Source organism: Vibrio azureus (assembly GCF_002849855.1).
Taxonomy (GTDB): domain Bacteria; phylum Pseudomonadota; class Gammaproteobacteria; order Enterobacterales; family Vibrionaceae; genus Vibrio; species Vibrio azureus.
Map to the genome: position 1 here is coordinate 2,315,960 of NZ_CP018616.1, position 18,667 is coordinate 2,334,626.

Annotated in this window: 15 protein-coding genes; 1 reads left to right on the forward strand and 14 read right to left on the reverse strand. The window is 43.2% G+C overall.

Going from position 1 to position 18,667, the window contains the following annotated elements; genetic code table 11:
• Nucleotides 1–32: 32 nt before the first annotated feature.
• Both BS333_RS10520 and BS333_RS10525 read right to left on the reverse strand, forming a co-directional pair.
• Complete coding sequence (locus BS333_RS10520) at nucleotides 33–776, reverse strand: YggN family protein (RefSeq protein WP_021708235.1); 744 nt, start codon at nucleotides 774–776, stop codon at nucleotides 33–35.
• 156 nt (nucleotides 777–932) lie between these two features.
• Nucleotides 933–1,412, reverse strand: coding sequence for a GreA/GreB family elongation factor (locus BS333_RS10525; RefSeq protein ID WP_021708234.1), 480 nt, complete (start codon nucleotides 1,410–1,412; stop codon nucleotides 933–935).
• A gap of 76 nt (nucleotides 1,413–1,488) precedes the next feature.
• Here BS333_RS10525 and BS333_RS10530 point away from each other — a divergent pair, with 76 nt between their 5' ends.
• Nucleotides 1,489–3,414: a RecQ family ATP-dependent DNA helicase gene (locus BS333_RS10530; RefSeq protein ID WP_021708233.1), complete on the forward strand. Its 1,926-nt coding sequence runs from the start codon at nucleotides 1,489–1,491 to the stop codon at nucleotides 3,412–3,414.
• Here BS333_RS10530 and dinB read toward each other — a convergent pair.
• The 12 genes from dinB to BS333_RS10590 form a co-directional block, all read right to left on the reverse strand.
• Entirely contained in the window at nucleotides 3,411–4,475 is a 1,065-nt protein-coding gene (dinB, locus tag BS333_RS10535) for a DNA polymerase IV (protein ID WP_033003200.1), read from the reverse strand. The two genes, BS333_RS10530 and dinB, sit on opposite strands and share 4 nt — an antisense overlap.
• 167 nt (nucleotides 4,476–4,642) lie before the next feature.
• Nucleotides 4,643–7,780 carry an efflux RND transporter permease subunit gene (locus tag BS333_RS10540; protein ID WP_021708231.1) on the reverse strand — a complete coding sequence of 1,046 codons (3,138 nt, stop codon included), beginning with the start codon at nucleotides 7,778–7,780 and terminating at the stop codon, nucleotides 4,643–4,645.
• A gap of 9 nt (nucleotides 7,781–7,789) precedes the next feature.
• Entirely contained in the window at nucleotides 7,790–8,929 is a 1,140-nt protein-coding gene (locus BS333_RS10545; RefSeq protein ID WP_033003198.1) for an efflux RND transporter periplasmic adaptor subunit, read from the reverse strand.
• Nucleotides 8,930–9,083: 154 nt separating this feature from the next.
• Entirely contained in the window at nucleotides 9,084–10,421 is a 1,338-nt protein-coding gene (locus BS333_RS10550; RefSeq protein ID WP_021708229.1) for an MATE family efflux transporter, read from the reverse strand.
• 475 nt (nucleotides 10,422–10,896) lie between these two features.
• Nucleotides 10,897–11,130, reverse strand: a complete 234-nt coding sequence (gene nqrM, locus BS333_RS10555) for a (Na+)-NQR maturation NqrM (RefSeq protein WP_021708228.1) — start codon at nucleotides 11,128–11,130, stop codon at nucleotides 10,897–10,899.
• Nucleotides 11,131–11,143: 13 nt separating this feature from the next.
• Nucleotides 11,144–12,154 (reverse strand): FAD:protein FMN transferase, encoded by a 1,011-nt coding sequence (locus BS333_RS10560; protein WP_021708227.1) that lies wholly within the window; start codon nucleotides 12,152–12,154, stop codon nucleotides 11,144–11,146.
• 189 nt (nucleotides 12,155–12,343) lie between these two features.
• On the reverse strand, nucleotides 12,344–13,567 hold the full coding sequence (gene nqrF / locus BS333_RS10565; protein ID WP_021708226.1) for an NADH:ubiquinone reductase (Na(+)-transporting) subunit F: 1,224 nt from the start codon (nucleotides 13,565–13,567) through the stop codon (nucleotides 12,344–12,346).
• A gap of 35 nt (nucleotides 13,568–13,602) precedes the next feature.
• Nucleotides 13,603–14,199 (reverse strand): NADH:ubiquinone reductase (Na(+)-transporting) subunit E, encoded by a 597-nt coding sequence (nqrE, locus tag BS333_RS10570; protein WP_021708225.1) that lies wholly within the window; start codon nucleotides 14,197–14,199, stop codon nucleotides 13,603–13,605.
• A 7-nt stretch (nucleotides 14,200–14,206) separates the two neighbouring features.
• The gene (locus tag BS333_RS10575; RefSeq protein WP_021708224.1) at nucleotides 14,207–14,839 is read right to left on the reverse strand and encodes an NADH:ubiquinone reductase (Na(+)-transporting) subunit D; all 633 of its coding nucleotides are present in this window, start codon (nucleotides 14,837–14,839) and stop codon (nucleotides 14,207–14,209) included.
• Nucleotides 14,839–15,627 carry a Na(+)-translocating NADH-quinone reductase subunit C gene (locus tag BS333_RS10580; protein WP_021708223.1) on the reverse strand — a complete coding sequence of 263 codons (789 nt, stop codon included), beginning with the start codon at nucleotides 15,625–15,627 and terminating at the stop codon, nucleotides 14,839–14,841. The genes BS333_RS10575 and BS333_RS10580 overlap by 1 nt, the downstream gene beginning before the upstream one ends.
• The gene (locus tag BS333_RS10585; RefSeq protein WP_021708222.1) at nucleotides 15,617–16,864 is read right to left on the reverse strand and encodes an NADH:ubiquinone reductase (Na(+)-transporting) subunit B; all 1,248 of its coding nucleotides are present in this window, start codon (nucleotides 16,862–16,864) and stop codon (nucleotides 15,617–15,619) included. Before BS333_RS10585 ends, BS333_RS10580 begins: the two co-directional genes overlap by 11 nt.
• Before the next feature lie 6 nt (nucleotides 16,865–16,870).
• A complete protein-coding gene (locus BS333_RS10590; protein ID WP_033003213.1) occupies nucleotides 16,871–18,211 on the reverse strand; it encodes a Na(+)-translocating NADH-quinone reductase subunit A in 1,341 nt (446 codons plus the stop codon).
• Nucleotides 18,212–18,667 lie beyond the last annotated feature (456 nt).

Sequence of the window (18,667 nt, forward strand, 5' to 3'; positions counted from 1 at the left end):
ATGTTTTGAAAATGAAATTAACCGATACAGAACTAGATAGTGAAAACTTGATAGTTTTTCAGTTCTGGTATTTTCTTGTGTAACTCCTGCTCTTGTTCTGCGATACCATCAAGTGAGTCACACAAGCTTTTTGCTTTCTGCTCCATTTCTTTTGAGTGCTCCGATAGCCTTTGCTCTACTTTTGCTTGTAAAGAAGACAAGCTTTTGGACAGCTCCGTTAAATTAAGACCGCCATCTTCTTTCATTTTCACCGATAGCGCTTCAAATGCACTGCCCAAAAACTCACTGCTAAACAACGCTTGAGCCTTCTCTAAATCCTTTGACCAAGATTGCATCATCGAATCGAAACTTTCAGCTGGAAGGATAAAGTCACCGTCTTTAAAATAACGCGCTTCCACATCCGTAAAGAACTTGTTTGCGGCTACTTTAACGTTATCAAAAGCAGCCGGGGAATCGATACTCTGTGCAATGTCGTCAATAATATCATTAGCTAATGCAAGACTTTCATCAGCGAGATGCTTAGCTTGAGGAATATACGAATTGAGCTTTTCACGATAGCTTTTTATCGCTTCTTTCTGGCTTTCATTTAGAGTGATCAATTTACCATCAATGAGCAAATCATCGTTGTTATCCACTCTAACTTTCTCACCATTGCTCTTAGTGATTTCTAACGCTTGACCATCTAAACGGACTTCATTTTTAATATCCACATGGCACTGGGCGGTTAAACCACTTGCACTAAACATCAATAAAGAAAGGGTAAGTAATTTATTCATTCATTTCTCTTTTTTTTAGAGGAGTGGCACATTAAAGCAAGCTCAACAAGACCCACTCCTAAATGATACCGCTACACTGATTTGTGTATACCCAAGGTCGTAAACTCACACCTGGGCACTGCTTTCATTCGCCGCTTATCACTATCATAGAACTATTTAGCAAACCTTAATCAATTCATAGAAATGGACATCGCCTGCGATATTCACTTCAAACTCATCGCTTTCGCGTTTGCCCATCAAAGCACGGCCAAGCGGCGAATGAGGCGTAAGCACAAATACGGTTTTCTCTTCATGCTCAACTTTCAAACCACCCGCACATGGTCCTATAAAAAATACTTTTTCGCAATTCTCTTCATCTTGTAGCTCAACATAAGCTCCAACAGAAACGGCCAAATCAGTAAATGAGCGCACCAATAATGCACGGTACTGGCGAAGTTCTTCTTCATTTTCATGTAAGCGCATTGCTTGTCCATGAGCAAGATAAGCCGCTTCTAGTGCAAGCGTATCGTATTTATGCTCAGGGACTGTCTCTTCATTTGTTGCTGCATCAACAGCACGCTGAGTCGAAGCGTAAGTAACCTGCCGCTTATGCTCAAGGTGTTGAATAATTTTTTGCACTAGCTCGACTTTATTCATACTTTTTAGAAACGCGTTCCGCAGTAAATCTGTGTTAATGTATCAAAGTTTACCATTAAACTAAGGCTGCCTTACAATGCAAAGTAACCTACTCCTTCAGACTCTCCAGTTTACTTTTGGTTTCGATTCACTTAAAAAAGGGCAAGAGTCGGTTATTGAAGCAGTCATGAACGGGCACTCCGCTGCTGCTATTTTCCCTACTGGCTCAGGGAAGTCTCTTTGCTATCAGCTACCTGCTCTCCATCTACCCAATTTAACCTTGGTCATTTCACCACTGCTGGCCTTAATGAAGGATCAATTACAATTCTTACAAAGCCGTGGAATTGCCGCTGCTGCGATTGAAAGTGCGCAAAGTAGAGAAGAAACGCAGCAAATTATGCAAGCGGTGAAAAAAGGACAGATCAAAATTCTGATGATTTCAGTCGAGAGGCTTAAGAATGAACGCTTTCGCCAATTTATCCGCCAAGTTCCCATCTCCTTGATGGTTGTTGATGAGGCACACTGCATATCTGAATGGGGGCATAACTTTCGCCCAGACTACCTTAAATTGCCTCAATATCAGCAAGAGTTAAACATTCCGCAAGCGTTACTGCTCACCGCAACCGCTACACCCGATGTGATCAAGGATATGCAGCAAAAGTTTCATATCGCCAGTGAACATATGACCATAACCGGTTTCTATCGGTCAAATTTAGATATATCTGTCATACAATGTGAAGAAGCTCAAAAGCAAACTCGACTTGGTGAATTGATCACAGGCGAACCCAAGCTTCCTTCGATTGTTTATGTGACACAACAACAAACCGCAGAACAAATTGCCAGTTTCCTGATCCATTTAGGCATCAGTGCTCATGCCTACCATGCAGGAATGAAGCATGAAATACGGGAAAAAATTCAACAACAATTTATGACCAACCAAATTGACTGTATTGTCGCAACCATCGCCTTTGGGATGGGCGTCGATAAAGCCGATATCCGCCGAGTCATTCATTTTGATTTACCCAAATCGATCGAGAACTACGCTCAAGAAATTGGTCGAGCTGGACGCGATGGGCTGCGCTCAGAGTGTATTCTGTTGGGTAACACTGCAGGTTTAACCGTATTAGAAAACTTTGTTTATGGGGATACGCCAGAACCCAGTTCGATCGACTTCGTATTAGAACAAATCAATCAGCACCCTAACCAGTGGGAAGTGATGACACAGCGCTTATCGCGCGACAGTAACATTAGACAATTACCCCTCAAGACATTATTAGTCTACCTTGAACTGGCACAAGTGATACGGGCAAAATACAGCTATTTTGCAGAATATCGCTTTAAGTTCCTTCGTGAAGAGTCATTTATTGTCCATCAATTTGAAGGAGAACGTCGCCACTTTGTTGAATCCATCTTTCATTGTTCAGCCAAAGCAAAGGTTTGGTGCCAAGTTGACATGAATGCTTTGTGGGAACAATTTCAAGCAGAGCGAAGTCGCGTTATTACTGCGTTAGATTATTTTCATCAACGCGGTTGGATCGAACTAGAAAGCAAACAGCTGACCGACGTATACTCGGTTCAACCTGATGTTAAGCCTACTACTGATCTTGGCCAACATCTGATTTCACTGTTTCAGGCCAAAGAAAAGAAAGACATTGGCCGCATCCACGCTATGTTGGCTCTATTCCAATCCTCAACGTGTTTGAGCCATCAACTTGCTCACTATTTTGCTGACCATAATGCACCATCGAAGTGTGGTCATTGCTCCGTATGTCGAGGACAAGTCGCTTCTTTCCCACATCCACAACTTGAACTGCCCTCAACGACCGATTTAGCCGCTTGGATTAATGAGTACACTGAGCTCTCTCCCACGACCATCAGTCATGCTGCCGTAGCACGCTTCCTTTGCGGCATTAGTACCCCCATGATCACGAAGCTCAAGGCGAATAAATTAAAAGGCTACGGGACCATGGCTAACGTCTCTTTCGAACAAGTAATACAACAAGTCGAAATAGCCCGAGCCTAAAAAAAACTGAGTTGTTTTTCCTGCTCTTCGGGTTTAAGCATCACACTTAAACCCAACAGGCGAATTTCTCGGCCCTTTTGTCGTTGCAAAATAGCACTAAGCAGAATTTTAAAATCTTCTAGCTCAAGTTCTGGATGCACATGCTCGATTGTGGTTAATTGAAAATCAGCAAACTTAACCTTGATTCCTTGTTTTATAATGCTCTTGCTCGGACTGACTTTTTCTAAGCGCAGTTTCAGTTCAGGGTACAGTTTGTCTTCAAGCACCTGCCAACATTGGTCATAGGTCTTAATATTTTTGCTAAAAGTACGCTCAACACCGACCGATTTACGTTCGCGTTCAACCTCGACGGCTCGCTCATCAATACCATGGCTGCGCTTCCACAGCGATGCACCTTGACGACCAAACTGACGCAATAGCTCACGATAATCGGCGTTTTTAATGTCTTCACAAAGGTAGAAGCCCGCTTTATGCAGCTTCTCTAAACTGACTTTCCCCACCCCAGGGATTTTCTCTAATGGAAGCTTATCCACGACTTCTTGTACCCTATCCGGAGGGATAACAAACTGTCCATTAGGCTTATTCATATCAGAAGCCACTTTAGCTAAGAACTTAATCGGGGCCACACCAGCTGAAGCTGTCAATCCTAGCTCACGTTGAATATCAGCGCGAATCGATTCCGCAATCAAAGTCGCCGAACCTCGACAAGCCATCGAGTGTGTCACATCCAAATACGCTTCATCCAAAGACAGAGGTTCAATAATGAGCGTATAACGTTCAAAGATCGCTCTGATTTGTTGAGAAACTTGCTTGTAAACTGCCATGCGACCGGGGACAACTTGCAAATTAGGACACAGCTGTCGTGCCCTAGCGGTTGGCATAGCACTGCGTACCCCAAACTTTCGAGCTTCATAGTTACACGTACTGATCACACCCCGTTGTTTTTCATTCCCTCCTACGGCAAGGGGGATGCCACATAGACTCGGATTGTCACGCATTTCAACTGCGGCATAAAAGCAATCCATATCAACATGAATGATTTTTCTGACTTGTTCCTGCACGTCCGACACACAAAATACTGTTCAAAAAAACAGTATATCGCAAGTTTAAGCCTGAGGGTATATCCAAATAGAATCGATCAACCTTAAGGCATGTGAATGCACAAGACCCAATAAAAAATAACGCCACGTTACCGTAGCGTTATTCATATTCAGGTGAGCGGTAACCGTTATTTCTTAGTTAGCTCTATGTTTACTTTATCTTGTTGTTTCTTTTTGCGGCTAAAAATACGTTCCACAATAATAAAGAAGACTGGAATAAAGAAAATACCCAAGAAAGTAGAACTGAGCATGCCTCCCAGTACCGCTGTACCAATCGCATTTTTACCGCCTGAACCAACACCAGTACTGATCGCAAGCGGTACAACACCAAGGCCAAATGCTAACGAAGTCATAATAATCGGACGTAAGCGAACACGTACTGCATGTAATGTCGCTTCAACCAGTCCCGCGCCTTTTTCGTAATATTCTTTGGCAAACTCCACGATCAGAATCGCGTTCTTAGTGGCAAGTCCCACCGTGGTCAATAGACCAACTTGGAAAAAGACATCATTGGCCATATGTAGACCGTTCATTGCCATAACAGCACCAAGAATACCCAGTGGTACGACTAAAATAACCGCAAACGGGACCGACCAGCTTTCGTACAATGCCGCTAATACTAAGAATACAACCAGAATAGATAATGCATAAAGCATTGGCGCTTGGTTACCTGAGAGGCGCTCCTCATAAGATAAACCGTTCCACTCAATACCAAAGCCTGGTGGTAATTTTTTCACCATTTCTTCAATATCCAGCATCGCTTGACCAGTACTATAACCTGGTGCAACACCACCGTTAATATTGACTGCAGGCGTCGCATTGAAACGCTCGAGTCTTGGTGACGCATACTGCCACTGACCGGAAGCAAAGGCCGAGAATGGCACCATTTCACCGTTTTTATTTCGTACATGCCACGTATCAAGATCACTCGGTTTCATTCGATATGGAGCATCACCCTGAATGAAGACTTTTTTCACCCGACCACGGTCAATAAAGTCATTTACGTAGCTACCACCCCATGCCGTGGCAAGAACTTGATTGACCGATTGCATATCGATCCCTAAAGCTCCTACTTTTGCTTGGTCAATATCAATTTGATAAATCGGCGCATCTTCCTGACCATTTGGACGCACGCCAACAAGGTTTGGATTCTGAGCCGCCATCCCTAATAATTGATTTCGTGCGGCAATCAGTTTGTCATGACCTTGGCCACTTCTATCCTGCAAGTAGAAATTAAAGCCACTCGCCGTACCCAGTTCTACTACCGCCGGAGGTGCAAAAGCAAAAGACAAAGCGTTTTTAATCTGCTGGAAATATGCCATAGAACGGCCAACAACAGAGTTAACATCAGTGCCTGGCTCAGTACGCTCAGACCAATCTTTTAAACTAACGAAGGCCAAGCCCATGTTCTGACCACTACCCGCGAAACTAAATCCTGAAACAGTGAAAACGCTATTTACTGACTCTTTCTCATTATTTAGGTAGTAATCGGAAATTTTCCCCATCACCTCTTCCGTTTGCTCTAGTGTCGAGTTGGCTGGCAAAATAGTCATACCAAACAAGATACCCTGGTCTTCTTCAGGCAAAAATGAGGTTGGCATTTTTGTAAACATCCAACCAACGGCAGCAGTGAGTGCGGCAAAAATCAACATCACTCTAACCGAGCGTTTAATCATCGCCGCAACGCCCACTTCATAGCGCTGAGTTAAGCGTTCAAAGCCACGGTTAAACCAACCAAAGAAACCTTTTGATTCGGCATTATGATCGATTGGCTTTAGCATTGTCGCACACAAAGCTGGCGTTAATATCAAAGCAACCAATACCGACAATGCCATGGCCGTCACAATGGTGACTGAGAATTGACGATAGATAACACCTGTTGAGCCAGACATAAATGCCATTGGGACAAATACGGCTGAGAGCGTCAATCCAATCCCCACCAAAGCACTGGTGATCTGATCCATTGATTTGCGAGTCGCTTCGAGGGCACTAAGCCCCTCTTCATGCATGATCCTTTCGACGTTTTCAACCACAACGATAGCATCATCAACAAGCAAACCAATCGCAAGTACCATGGCAAACATCGTTAACGTATTGATAGAGAAGCCTGCAAGAGAAAGGACAGCAAACGTACCAAGAAGAACGACAGGTACTGCAATGGTTGGTATTAGCGTTGCACGGAAATTCTGCAGGAACAGATACATAATACAGAAAACAAGGATCACAGCTTCAAATAGCGTGTGCACAACCCCTTCAATCGACTTTTCAACAAATGGCGTTGTATCGTAAGGGTAAACCGCGGTTAACCCTGCTGGGAAAAAGGGCTTCAACTCATCAATTTTTGCTTTAACCGCTTCCGCTGTATCCAAGGCATTAGCCCCAGAGGCAAGCTTGATCCCTAGACCACTTGATGGTTGACCATTATAAAAGACTTTGGCCGCGTAGTTTTCCGCACCCAGCTCGACTCGAGCGACATCCGCTAACAAAATTGACGCGCCAGAAGCATCGGATTTGACAATAATATCTCTAAACTCTTCAGGCGTTTTCAAACGACTCTGAGCCGATACTGTCGCATTCAATTGCTGACCTGATACCGACGGTGAACCGCCTAACTGACCAGCAGAAACTTGAGCATTTTGTTGTTTAATGGCACCAATCACGTCAGCGGTGGTCAAGTTATATTTCGTCAGTTTATGTGGGTCAAGCCAAATACGCATTGCATATTGAGCACCAAAAGCTTGAATCTCTCCTACACCAGGAACGCGGCTTAATGGATCAGCAATATTTGAACTGATGTAATCAGAAATATCATTTTGATCCATTGAATTATCTTGTGAATACAAGCCCACTACCATCAAAAATGATGCACTGGCTTTATTAACCTTCACCCCTTGCTGTTGTACTTCCATGGGCAATAAGGGTAAGGCAGATTGTAGCTTGTTCTGAACTTGCACTTGGGCAATATCAGCATCCGCTTCTGCATTGAAGGTAAGGGTGATTTGTGTATTACCGAAGCTGTCACTGGTCGATGACAAGTATCGTAAATGATCGATCCCCGTCATACGTTGCTCAATGACTTGAGTCACCGTATCTTCCATGGTTTTAGCATTCGCGCCTGGATAACTTGCACTGATGACCACCGTCGGTGGAGCAATACTTGGATACTGAGCAACTGGTAGCTTAATGATAGAAAGGACACCAGCAAGCATCACAACTATCGCGATCACCCAAGCAAAAATAGGGCGATCGATAAAAAAACGAGCCATATTATTTCTCTACTTATTTGTTTTTGGAGCGTTAACAATGGTTGGATTAACCAATGCGCCTGGACGAATTTTCTGTAACCCTGCGGTAATGACTTGATCACCATCCGCTAGCCCTTGTGTCACTCGCCACTCGTTACCAACTATTTGTGCTGTTGTTACTGGGCGCGCTTCAACTTTATTTTCAGCATTGATAACCATGACCATCGCCTCTCCTTTAGGGTTGCGCGTCAAGGCTTTTTGTGGGACTAACAAAGCATTCGCATCGGTTTCTGTTTTTATTTCCGCACGCACATACATGTTTGGTAATAGAGCGGTATTGGTGTTCGGGATTTCAAGGCGAACGGTCACTGTGTCAGTATTCTCATTAACTGACATATCAGCAAATTGCAGTTTGGCCGGTGATTCAATCTCAACACCATTATCTAACATCAACTTAATCATATCCTGAGTCGCAGATTGCTGTTCCACATTGTTACTCAGTGACAGTGCGTCTTGACTAGACATAGGTAACTCAACATACAAAGGAGAAATTTGCTGAATAGACGCTAAGTAATTACCTTGAGCATTGGTCACCAGCGCGCCCTCTGAAAAAAACGATTTTCCGATTCGACCCGAAATTGGCGCTTTAATTTGGGTATGATCCAAATTGATTTGAGCGGATTTCACTAAGGATTTGTTAATTTCAACATTGGCCAGTGATAAACGGTAGTTTGAATCCGCTTCTTCATATTTTTCTTTACTGATTGCACGGCTGGCAAGCAACGCTTTGTAACGCTGGGCTAAACGTTTATTTTGACGCAGTTGCTCTTGTGCGTACTGTAAGTCGCCTTTCGCTTTATCTAATTTAGCTTGGTAAGAAGAAGATTCAATTTGATATAGCACCTGACCTTCTTGGACATCTGCTCCTTCCTTGAACAAACGTTGAGTGATGATTCCATCTACTTGAGGACGAACTTCTGCTATACGGTAAGCAACGGTTCTGCCAGAGAAAGGTTGAGAAATATCAATATTTTGAGAATGTATTAGCATAGAATCAACAGGGACTGCTTGAGCATGACCTGCAGGACCCTGCGCTTGCTGATTATCATTACAAGCACTCAAGAGCATCGTCATTCCTATGACAACCATAAGATCAGAAATTTTAGGCATCATTTTCTCCCGAAAATAGTATGAGTTGGTTTGTAAGCCTAAGAATTAGAGCTTACTGCAACTTAATTAAGTATTAATTATAATTTAAATAGAGTCGATAATTACGCATCAGTTAGATAAATATATCTTTGATTACATATTATTTATAATTCCATTATCTTAGCTTCTTTATAAAATAAACCTTTAGTATCATGACATTTAATATTGATTGAAATAGTGTGGCTATTATTACTGCCCACCAGACATCCGCTATAACAAAATCTGGCTGATAAGCAAAGTAACTTAACAAAGCACTAAGAATCGCTAGCTTGATCGCTGAATTGATAAAAGAAGGCGATGTATTACCTAGAGCTTGCAGCATTCCAGAAATAGTAAATATTAAACCAAGAGCAGGAAAGCTAAACCCAATATAACTTAAATACTCCGCAGCAACCGCTCTCACTGCTTCGTCATGACTAAAAAAGTATACAAGAGAGTCGGGTAACAACACACACACAAGCATGAGCACAAACATCGCACTCATCGACATCAACGCCGTGACAACATATGTTTTTCTCACTCGATCAAATTGGCGTGCAGAAAAATTTTGAGCCGCAATAGCAGGACTTGCTAATGAGATCGCCATTGCTGGTAAAAACAGCGACTGAGCGACTTTCGCTCCCAAGCCAAACCCTGCTTGCCCCATCACCCCAAAACGGCTCAACATCCAGTAAACCATCGTCATAGATATAAAGCTAATCAAAAACTCTCCACCCGATGGCAAACCTATTTTTAATGTTCGTTTGAATATATCCCAATTAGGGCGAATTTTATCTAAATGCAGTGTTAATTGATTTTGCTGGCTGCGCAGATACTTTATGACAAGAACGATAGCAACCACTCCTGATATAAGGCTTGCTAAAGCAGCTCCTTCCACTCCCATTGATGGGATCAGGCCAGGAATACCATTGATTAAAGTCGGGGATAAAACCACGTTAACGCATTGCGACTTTAACTGGATCGAGGTAAAAGGTTTTGCCATGCCAGCCCCATACAAAGGGCCAACAATCACAGTGTAAATAACTTGCAGTGACAAGAATGGAATAAACCACTTTAGGTAGTCCAACGCAAAGTTTTGTGCAATGGCATCATTAAGAACATAGTCTAATAAATCACCACAAAAAACATTACCCAGCATAAACACAAGCAATGCCACTATAAGCCCATAAAACATACCGTGGCTGTAAATACTCTCTGCAGTTTTTATATCTTTTTTACCTATCGCATGGGCAACAAGCGTCATACTTCCAACAAACAAAACCTGTGTGAAAAGCATGTTCAGAAACTGAAAGTTACCCGCAGCACTCACTCCGGCAAGTTCATTATCGCCTAGCCTTCCGACAAAAAATACATCAATAAGATTTGCCAAAGTTTGCACAAGCATATTAATAGCGATAGGAATCGCCATCGATATAATATGTCTATGTATTGGGCCAGAAGTAAAGTCTTTCAAATATGCTACCTGTTGGTTAAAGTAACGCAGTAAAGCAACTGATATTGCTATTAAAAACAAGTCACTCAGGAATCATCGTTCATATACAAGTATAGGATTTGGAATGTTCAGTTGAGCAGGCGCATATTTTAATTCATCACGTATATTGAATCCTGACCGATATTGCTATTTAACCTTAGATATATTCCAGTAACTAAACTCTCCATTAGTTTTATACCCAAGTGAATTCAATAAAAGTAGTTTCAATTAAAGTAACGTCGCTCTGCATCAAGCATCGTGAGGTCATTTGGTATAAGGTATTGCTGAGAGAACAGGGATTTGAGGCTCAGATAAGGTTAATAGCCTGTCTGGAGTCAGAGAGATTACTTGGGGGATACAAAAAATCCTCGAACCTAGGGTCTGTTGACCTAGTTCAAGGATTTCTCATTAGTCCAGAAAATCAGAGCACTTGAGAAAATCCCAAGGCTTTCGATCGTTACATAATACGATCTTTATCCCAGGCTGCGAGTTTCTCTGCACGAGCGGCTTCGCGTGCCTCTCGTTTTTTTCGTGCATCACAGGGTTCTGGGCAGTTGCATACTTTATCAATGCCAACCGCGCCAAGACCACCACAACTGCCTTTTACGACCTTTTTCTGAAAAATGTATCCAACAGCCATGGCTGCAATCACACATAAAAAGACTGCAAAAGTGATTAGGAATGTACTCATAAAGACATGCTCTCTACTGTTGTTGGTTCATGAATGGCTGATAGGCCTCTGAAGCCAATTCTTGAAAACCATTATCCGTTTTCACTATCATGAAAGCAGCAATATTATATTGATTCGCTACTTCCATGCCTTTTTCTTCACCCAAGACCATCAAACCCGTTGCAAGACCATCAGCCGTCATTGAAGACTTGTCCAGAACGGTAACCGAGACTACTTTGTGGTTGATCGGTTGGCCTGTTTGAGGATTAATAATATGAGAGTATCGCACACCTTCGCTTTCAAAGTAATTACGATAATCACCACTGGTTGCAATCGCCATATCACCAGGTTCAATGATCTCTTGGATAGAACGCTCATCTACTGTGGGCTTTTCGATTGCGATGCGCCATGGTACTCCCTCACGGTTAATCCCTTTAAGACGCATCTCACCACCGACTTCAACCATGTAGTTTTGAATGCCCTCTGATTGCAAGTAATCTGCAACCACATCAACTCCCCAACCTTTTGCTATGGTTGAAAGATCAACATACAGGTTTGGAATGTCTTTTACCATTTTATTGTCCTCAACGGAGAGATGGTGAATCCCCGTACTGGCTTTACGAGCCGCTAACTCTTCCGCCGTTGGTACAACATCTGGACGCGCCTCTGGACCAAAGCCCCAAAGGTTAACCAGTGGACCCACTGTCACATCTAGCGCACCTAACGTGACAGCATTAAGACGAATGGCTTCTTTGACTACCGTCGCCGTTTGTGGTGACACTTCAAATGGCTCGCTAGTTTGATGTTGATTAAAGCGGCTCAGCTCTGAGTCTTTACGGTACGTCGACATTTGATCGTTCACTTGCTCAAGAAGTCTATCAATTTCAGCTTGAAGCGCTTCCGGGGATGGAAGATTCTCCTGCTCGATGTATTTAATGTTGTACGTCGTCCCCATCGTAGGGCCACTTAAATGGATTTGATCGGAAGACTTTTCACAGCCTGCCAAAATCAAAACAGAAGCTAACATAACAAGCCATTTTTTCACTTGCTTACTCCTAAATTATCAAAATTAACATAGAGAACAGGTCGATTAACCAATAACCTTTTATCTATATCAACTCGGGTCAGTGATGCAAAGATCAGACCAAATGCTAACAGTTGAATATCGTTAAGCCCTAAAAAAACAATGGCTAGCTCGTAAGGAGCTAGCCATGAGTTTTACTGCTTAGCGGAATTAACCACCAAAGTCATCAAGTAGGATGTTTTCATCCTCTACACCGAGATCTTTCAGCATACCGATCACAGCAGCGTTCATCATCGGTGGACCACACATGTAGTACTCACAATCTTCTGGCGCTTCATGATCACGTAGGTAGTTCTCGTAAAGAACGTTGTGAATAAAGCCTGTGTAACCATCCCAGTTATCTTCTGGAAGTGGATCTGACAGAGCACAATGCCATACGAAGTTATCGTTATCAGCCGCTAGGCCGTCGAAGTCTTCTACGTAGAACATTTCACGTTTAGAACGTGCACCATACCAGAATGACATCTTACGCTTAGAGTTTAGACGTTTTAGCTGGTCGAAGATATGAGAACGCATTGGCGCCATACCCGCACCACCACCAACGAATACCATTTCAGCGTCAGTGTCTTTCGCAAAGAACTCACCAAATGGACCAGAGATAGTACACTTGTCGCCTTCTTTTAGAGACCAGATGAACGATGACATGATGCCAGGAGCTACGTCTGGGTTGTTCGGTGGCGGAGTTGCAATACGAACGTTCAACATGATGATACCGTGCTCTTCTGGGTAGTTAGCCATTGAATATGCACGAATCGTCTCTTCCGTTACTTTAGACTCGTAACGGAAAAGGTTGAACTTATCCCAATCTCCACGGTATTCCTCAGGAATATCGTAATCTGCGTATTTCACATGGTGAGCAGGAGCTTCAATCTGAATGTAACCACCAGCACGGAAAGGTACTGATTCACCATCTGGAATTTGCAGCTTAAGCTCTTTGATGAATGTCGCTTTGTTATCGTTAGAGATAACTGAACATTCCCACTTCTTAACGCCAAAGATTTCTTCAGGAAGTTCGATGTCCATGTCCGTTTTCATTGCAACTTGACATGCAAGACGTTCACCTTCACGAGCTTCACCTTTAGTAATGTGATCAAGCTCGGTAGGTAGAATGTCACCACCACCTGATTTAACTTTTACGCGACACTGGCCACAAGAGCCACCACCACCACAAGCAGAAGAGACGAATACGCCCGCACCTGCAAGTGCTGTTAGTAGTTTGCCACCAGGCTGTGTCACGATCGACAACTCAGGGTTATCGTTTACAGCGATTGTAATGTCACCTGTTGGTACCAGTTTAGATTTAGCAAATAGAATCACTAAAACTAAAGCCAGTACAATCAGAGTAAACATCACGACACCAAGAATAATGTCCATTGACTATTCCTTATTAATTGCGCGGTTTACCCGACTTACAGTTGAACACCAGAGAAAGACATGAAGCCTAACGCCATAAGACCAACAGTGATGAACGTAATGCCCAAACCACGAAGGCCAGGAGGCACGTCTGAATACTTCATTTTCTCACGAATACCTGCTAGTGCGATGATAGCGAGCATCCAACCCACACCAGAGCCAAAACCGTATACGACAGATTCAGCAAAGTTGTAGTCACGAGTCACCATGAACGATACCCCACCAAAGATCGCACAGTTAACGGTGATCAACGGTAGGAAGATACCTAATGCGTTGTACAAAGGCGGGAAGAAACGGTCTAGAATCATCTCGAGGATTTGTACAAGTGCTGCAATAACACCGATAAACGCAATAAAGTTTAGGAAGCTAAGGTCGACACCTTCAATCAACGCATTCTCTTTCAGAATATGTGTGTAAACCAAGTTGTTTACTGGAACCGCGATGGTTAGTACAACAACAACGGCCACACCGAGACCAAATGAGGTCTTTACTTTCTTAGATACCGCTAGAAACGTACACATACCTAAGAAAAAAGACAGCGCCATGTTTTCGATGAAAATCGATTTAACTAAAAGACTAATGTAATGTTCCATGACGTCCTTACTCCTTCGCTTCTACTTGTGCTGGCTTAAACGTACGAATAATCCAGATCAAGAAGCCGATTAGGAAGAATGCAGATGGTGCAAGTAGCATTAGACCATTAGGTTGGTACCAACCACCATTGCTCACAAGAGGTAGTACTTCCATACCAAATAGCTTACCGCTACCTAATAATTCACGGAAGAAACCCACCGTAATAAGAACAAAGCCGTAGCCAAGACCGTTACCGATACCATCAATGAATGATGGAATTGGTGCCGATTTCATTGCGAATGCTTCCGCACGACCCATTACAATACAGTTTGTAATGATGAGGCCAACAAATACAGATAGCTGTTTAGAGATATCGAATAAGTAAGCTTTTAGTACTTCGTCTACCACGATAACCAAAGATGCAATGATCGCCATTTGAACGATGATACGTACACTATTAGGAATGTGGTTACGAATAGAAGAAACAAAGAAGTTAGACAATGCAGTTACAAACGTTACTGCAAGAGTCATAACAAATGCTGTCTCTAGTTTTGTTGTTACTGCAAGAGCAGAACAAACACCCAGTACCTGTAGCGCGATTGGGTTATTATCCAATACAGGCGCTAAGATACTCTTTTTAACATTTTGGGCACTGGACATTAGTTTAGACCTCCGTCACGTACTCGCTCTAGGAACGGACCAAAGCCGTTATTACCTAGCCAAAAGTCAAACGTGTGCTGAACACCAACACTGGTCAAAGTTGCACCAGATAAGCCATCAACTGCATGTTTAGAACCAGCTGGAGCACCGCCCTTCACGATTTTGATAGCAGGTTTATGGTTTTCATCAAACAGTTCTTTTGCAACAAACTGCGCACGCCAAGTTGGGTTTTCAACTTCACCACCCAGCCCTGGAGTTTCACCTTGCTCGTAGTAAGTAATACCGTTAACCGTGTTACCGTCAGTTTGTACTGCAACGAATGCGTACATCATTGACCAAAGGCCGTTACCATGAATAGGCAGGATAACCTGATCCACTTTGTTGTCTTTTTTAACAAGGTATACAATACCTGTATTCGCACGACGGATGATCTTAGCCACATCTTGCTCTGGCGTCAGTTTGGTCGACTCTTTAAGATCTTTTGCAGCAGCACGCTGATCGTAATTCGCTGCCGTTGAACCATCTTCTGCTTTCTCAACGAATTCACCCGTTTTGAAATCAATCAAACGTGGTTCAATGTACTCACCGTACAGCTCTTTCACTTGTGCTGGATTTGAAGCTTCAATACCAGCAACTTGGATGATCTTAGACTGCTTGTCTAATACTGCGTTCGCTTTTTGCTCATCACGCAGTCCGACGGCTGCTGTTGATACGATGATTGAACAAACAAGGCTCAACCCGACAACAACACCCAGCGTTTTTTTAATGCTGTCGTTATTACTTGCCATAACGTGCTAGTCTCCGCTTGATGTTCTTCTCGATAACCACATGGTCGAACAGAGGTGCGAATAGGTTCGCGAATAGAATCGCCAGCATCATACCTTCAGGGTAAGCTGGGTTAACTACACGAATCATGACACACATTGCACCGATAAGGATGCCGTACCACCATTTAGCATTGTTAGTAAATGAAGCGGATACTGGATCTGTTGCCATAAAGAACATACCGAACGCAAAACCACCTAGAACTAGGTGCCAGTGCCATGGCATATCAAACATTGGGTTAGTGTCTGAACCGATAAGATTAAACAATGTTGAGACTGCAATCATACCAATCATAACACCAGCAATGATGCGCCATGATGCAATTCGCATGTAAACGATCATTGCAGCACCAATCATTAGTGCTAATGTTGACACTTCACCGATCGAGCCTGGGATGTTACCAATAAAGGCATCCATCCAAGTAATCGCATCGCCTGTTACGTTATTAACCAGAGCTGCGTTACCACCATTTGCCCATTGGCTCAGTGCTGTTGCGCCTGAGAAACCATCCGCAGCAGTCCAAACTAGGTCACCCGAAATTTGTGCTGGGTAAGCAAAGAAAAGAAACGCACGACCAGCCAAAGCAGGGTTCAGGAAGTTACGACCCGTACCACCAAAGATTTCTTTTGCCACAACCACACCGAAGGTAATACCTAGAGCGGCTTGCCATAAAGGAAGTGTTGGTGGAACGATAAGTGCGAATAGGATTGAAGTAACAAAGAAACCTTCATTAACTTCATGCTTACGCACCATACAGAAAAGAACTTCCCAAAAGCCACCGACGATAAAGACCGTAGCGTAGATAGGTAGGAAGTAAGTCGCACCTAAGAGCATTTTACTGCCAACACCTGCATCAGTGGACAATGTTCCACCCAAAGCTTGTGTTAACCAATAGTGCCAATCACCCTGGAGCGCTTTATTAAGTGCATCAGCCGCTGGGTGCAGGTCATTAAGTGCAGCAATCGCTTGACCACCAACATTATACATTCCCCAGAACATCGCAGGAAATACAGCAAGCCAAACCATGATCATGATACGTTTTAGATCAACGCTATCACGAACGTGCGAGCTTTTCTTAGTCACAAGACCAGGTGTATAGAACACGGTAGCAACGGCTTCGTAAAGTGCAAACCACTTTTCGTGCTTACCACCCGGTTCGAAATGATGCTCGACGTCTTCAAGAAACTTTTTAAGAGCCATGAAAAATTACCCTTCCTTCTCGATAGTATCTAGGCATTCACGCAGTAACAAACCGTACTCGTACTTACCTGGACATACAAAGGTACACAATGCTAGATCTTCTTCATCCAGTTCAAGGGCACCGAGTGCTTGAGCACTATCAGTATCACCTGCACACAGATCACGAAGTAGCAGAGTTGGCTCCATATCTAACGGCACTACGCGCTCGTAATTACCAATAGGAACCATAGAACGATCACTACCATTGGTCGATGTTGTCATATTGAACAACTGACCTTTAAAGATGTGACCAAGGAATGAACGAGTAACAGAGAACTTGTTTTTGCCCGGCATTGCCCAGCCAAAGAGTTCTTTATCACGACCTTCACGTAGGACAGAAACCTGCTGATGGTAACGGCCAAGATAAGCATGTGGTCCGCTTGCTTGTGTACCAGAAAGAACCGAGCCAGAAATGACACGAACTTCTCCAGGCATGAGTTCATTATCAGTCATATCTTCAAGCGCAGCACCGACGATAGTGCGCACTAAGCGAGGGTTATTCACCACGGGACCCGCGAGAGAAACAACACGAGTCGTGTATAGTTCACCCGTAAGGAAAAGCTTACCGAATGCAATCACGTCCTGGTAGTTGATGCTCCAAGCCACATTCTCTGCATTTACTGGATATAAGAAATGCATGTGGGTACCAGCAAGACCTGCTGGATGAGGGCCATCAAAAACATGTTCTTCAACATTCTTTTGAGTCGAACTTGGCAGAGTAACACCTGATTTACAAACGTAAACCTTGCCCTCTGTTAATGCTGAAAGAATATCAAGACCAGCAACGAAAGCTTCTTGCTGCTCATTAATGATCAACTCAGGCTGAGCGGCTAATGGATTGGTATCCATTGCTGTCACAAAAATTGCCTTAGTCGAAGACTCGATTGCTGGAACCTTGCTAAACGGTCGAGTACGTAAAGCGGTCCAAAGGCCAGAGTCGACTAGTTGAGTCTTGATCACTTGACGATCTAGACCTGCTAGTTTATCTGCTTCGAACTTATCAAAGGTAACCTGCTCTTCACCTGCAACTTCAATCACAACAGACTGAAGTACACGCTTAGCGCCACGGTTAATTTCGATCACTTTACCGGCTGCGGGTGCAGTGAATTTCACGCCAGGGTTCTTCTTGTCTTCAAAAAGAACTTGCGCTTTTTTCACTTCATCGCCAACGCGGACATGCATGGTAGGACGCATGCCAACGTACTCTTCGCCAAGCAAGGCGACTTTTTTGATGGTTTTACCATCATTAATCACCTGGGATGGAGCTCCTGCAATAGGAAGATCCAAACCCTTCTTTATTGTAATCATACGCACTTGCACTACTTTTATCGGAAAAAAGATTCTTTTGATTGCGTAACTTTTAGACACGACATAAGTGTCCGGTTTCAATGCCATTAAAGCATCAAAATCGCAACATCCTCTTAAACATCTCGTCACAGGGTTTGTGCGAGATTTATCAGGTGCAATAGTCTAGCATTTTTTGGGAACTTGATGCCATGATCAATCGAGAGAAAGGTTCGTTTATTTCCGTAAAACTGAGAGCAAAAGGTCAGGGAATAGTCAGATTTATGACCAAACGCACAAATAAAAACCATCAAAACAAAAAGGTTAATTAGAATTTAAACTACGCGATTAGCGTTATTGTTTTTCTTGCATACAAGTGTGTTAACCAAGCCTATTTCACAAGATGATGAGAATCTTCAGTCTTCTTTAACGCATTGACATCGCCCAAACGATATCATCACTTTGGGCAAACTCAGATGG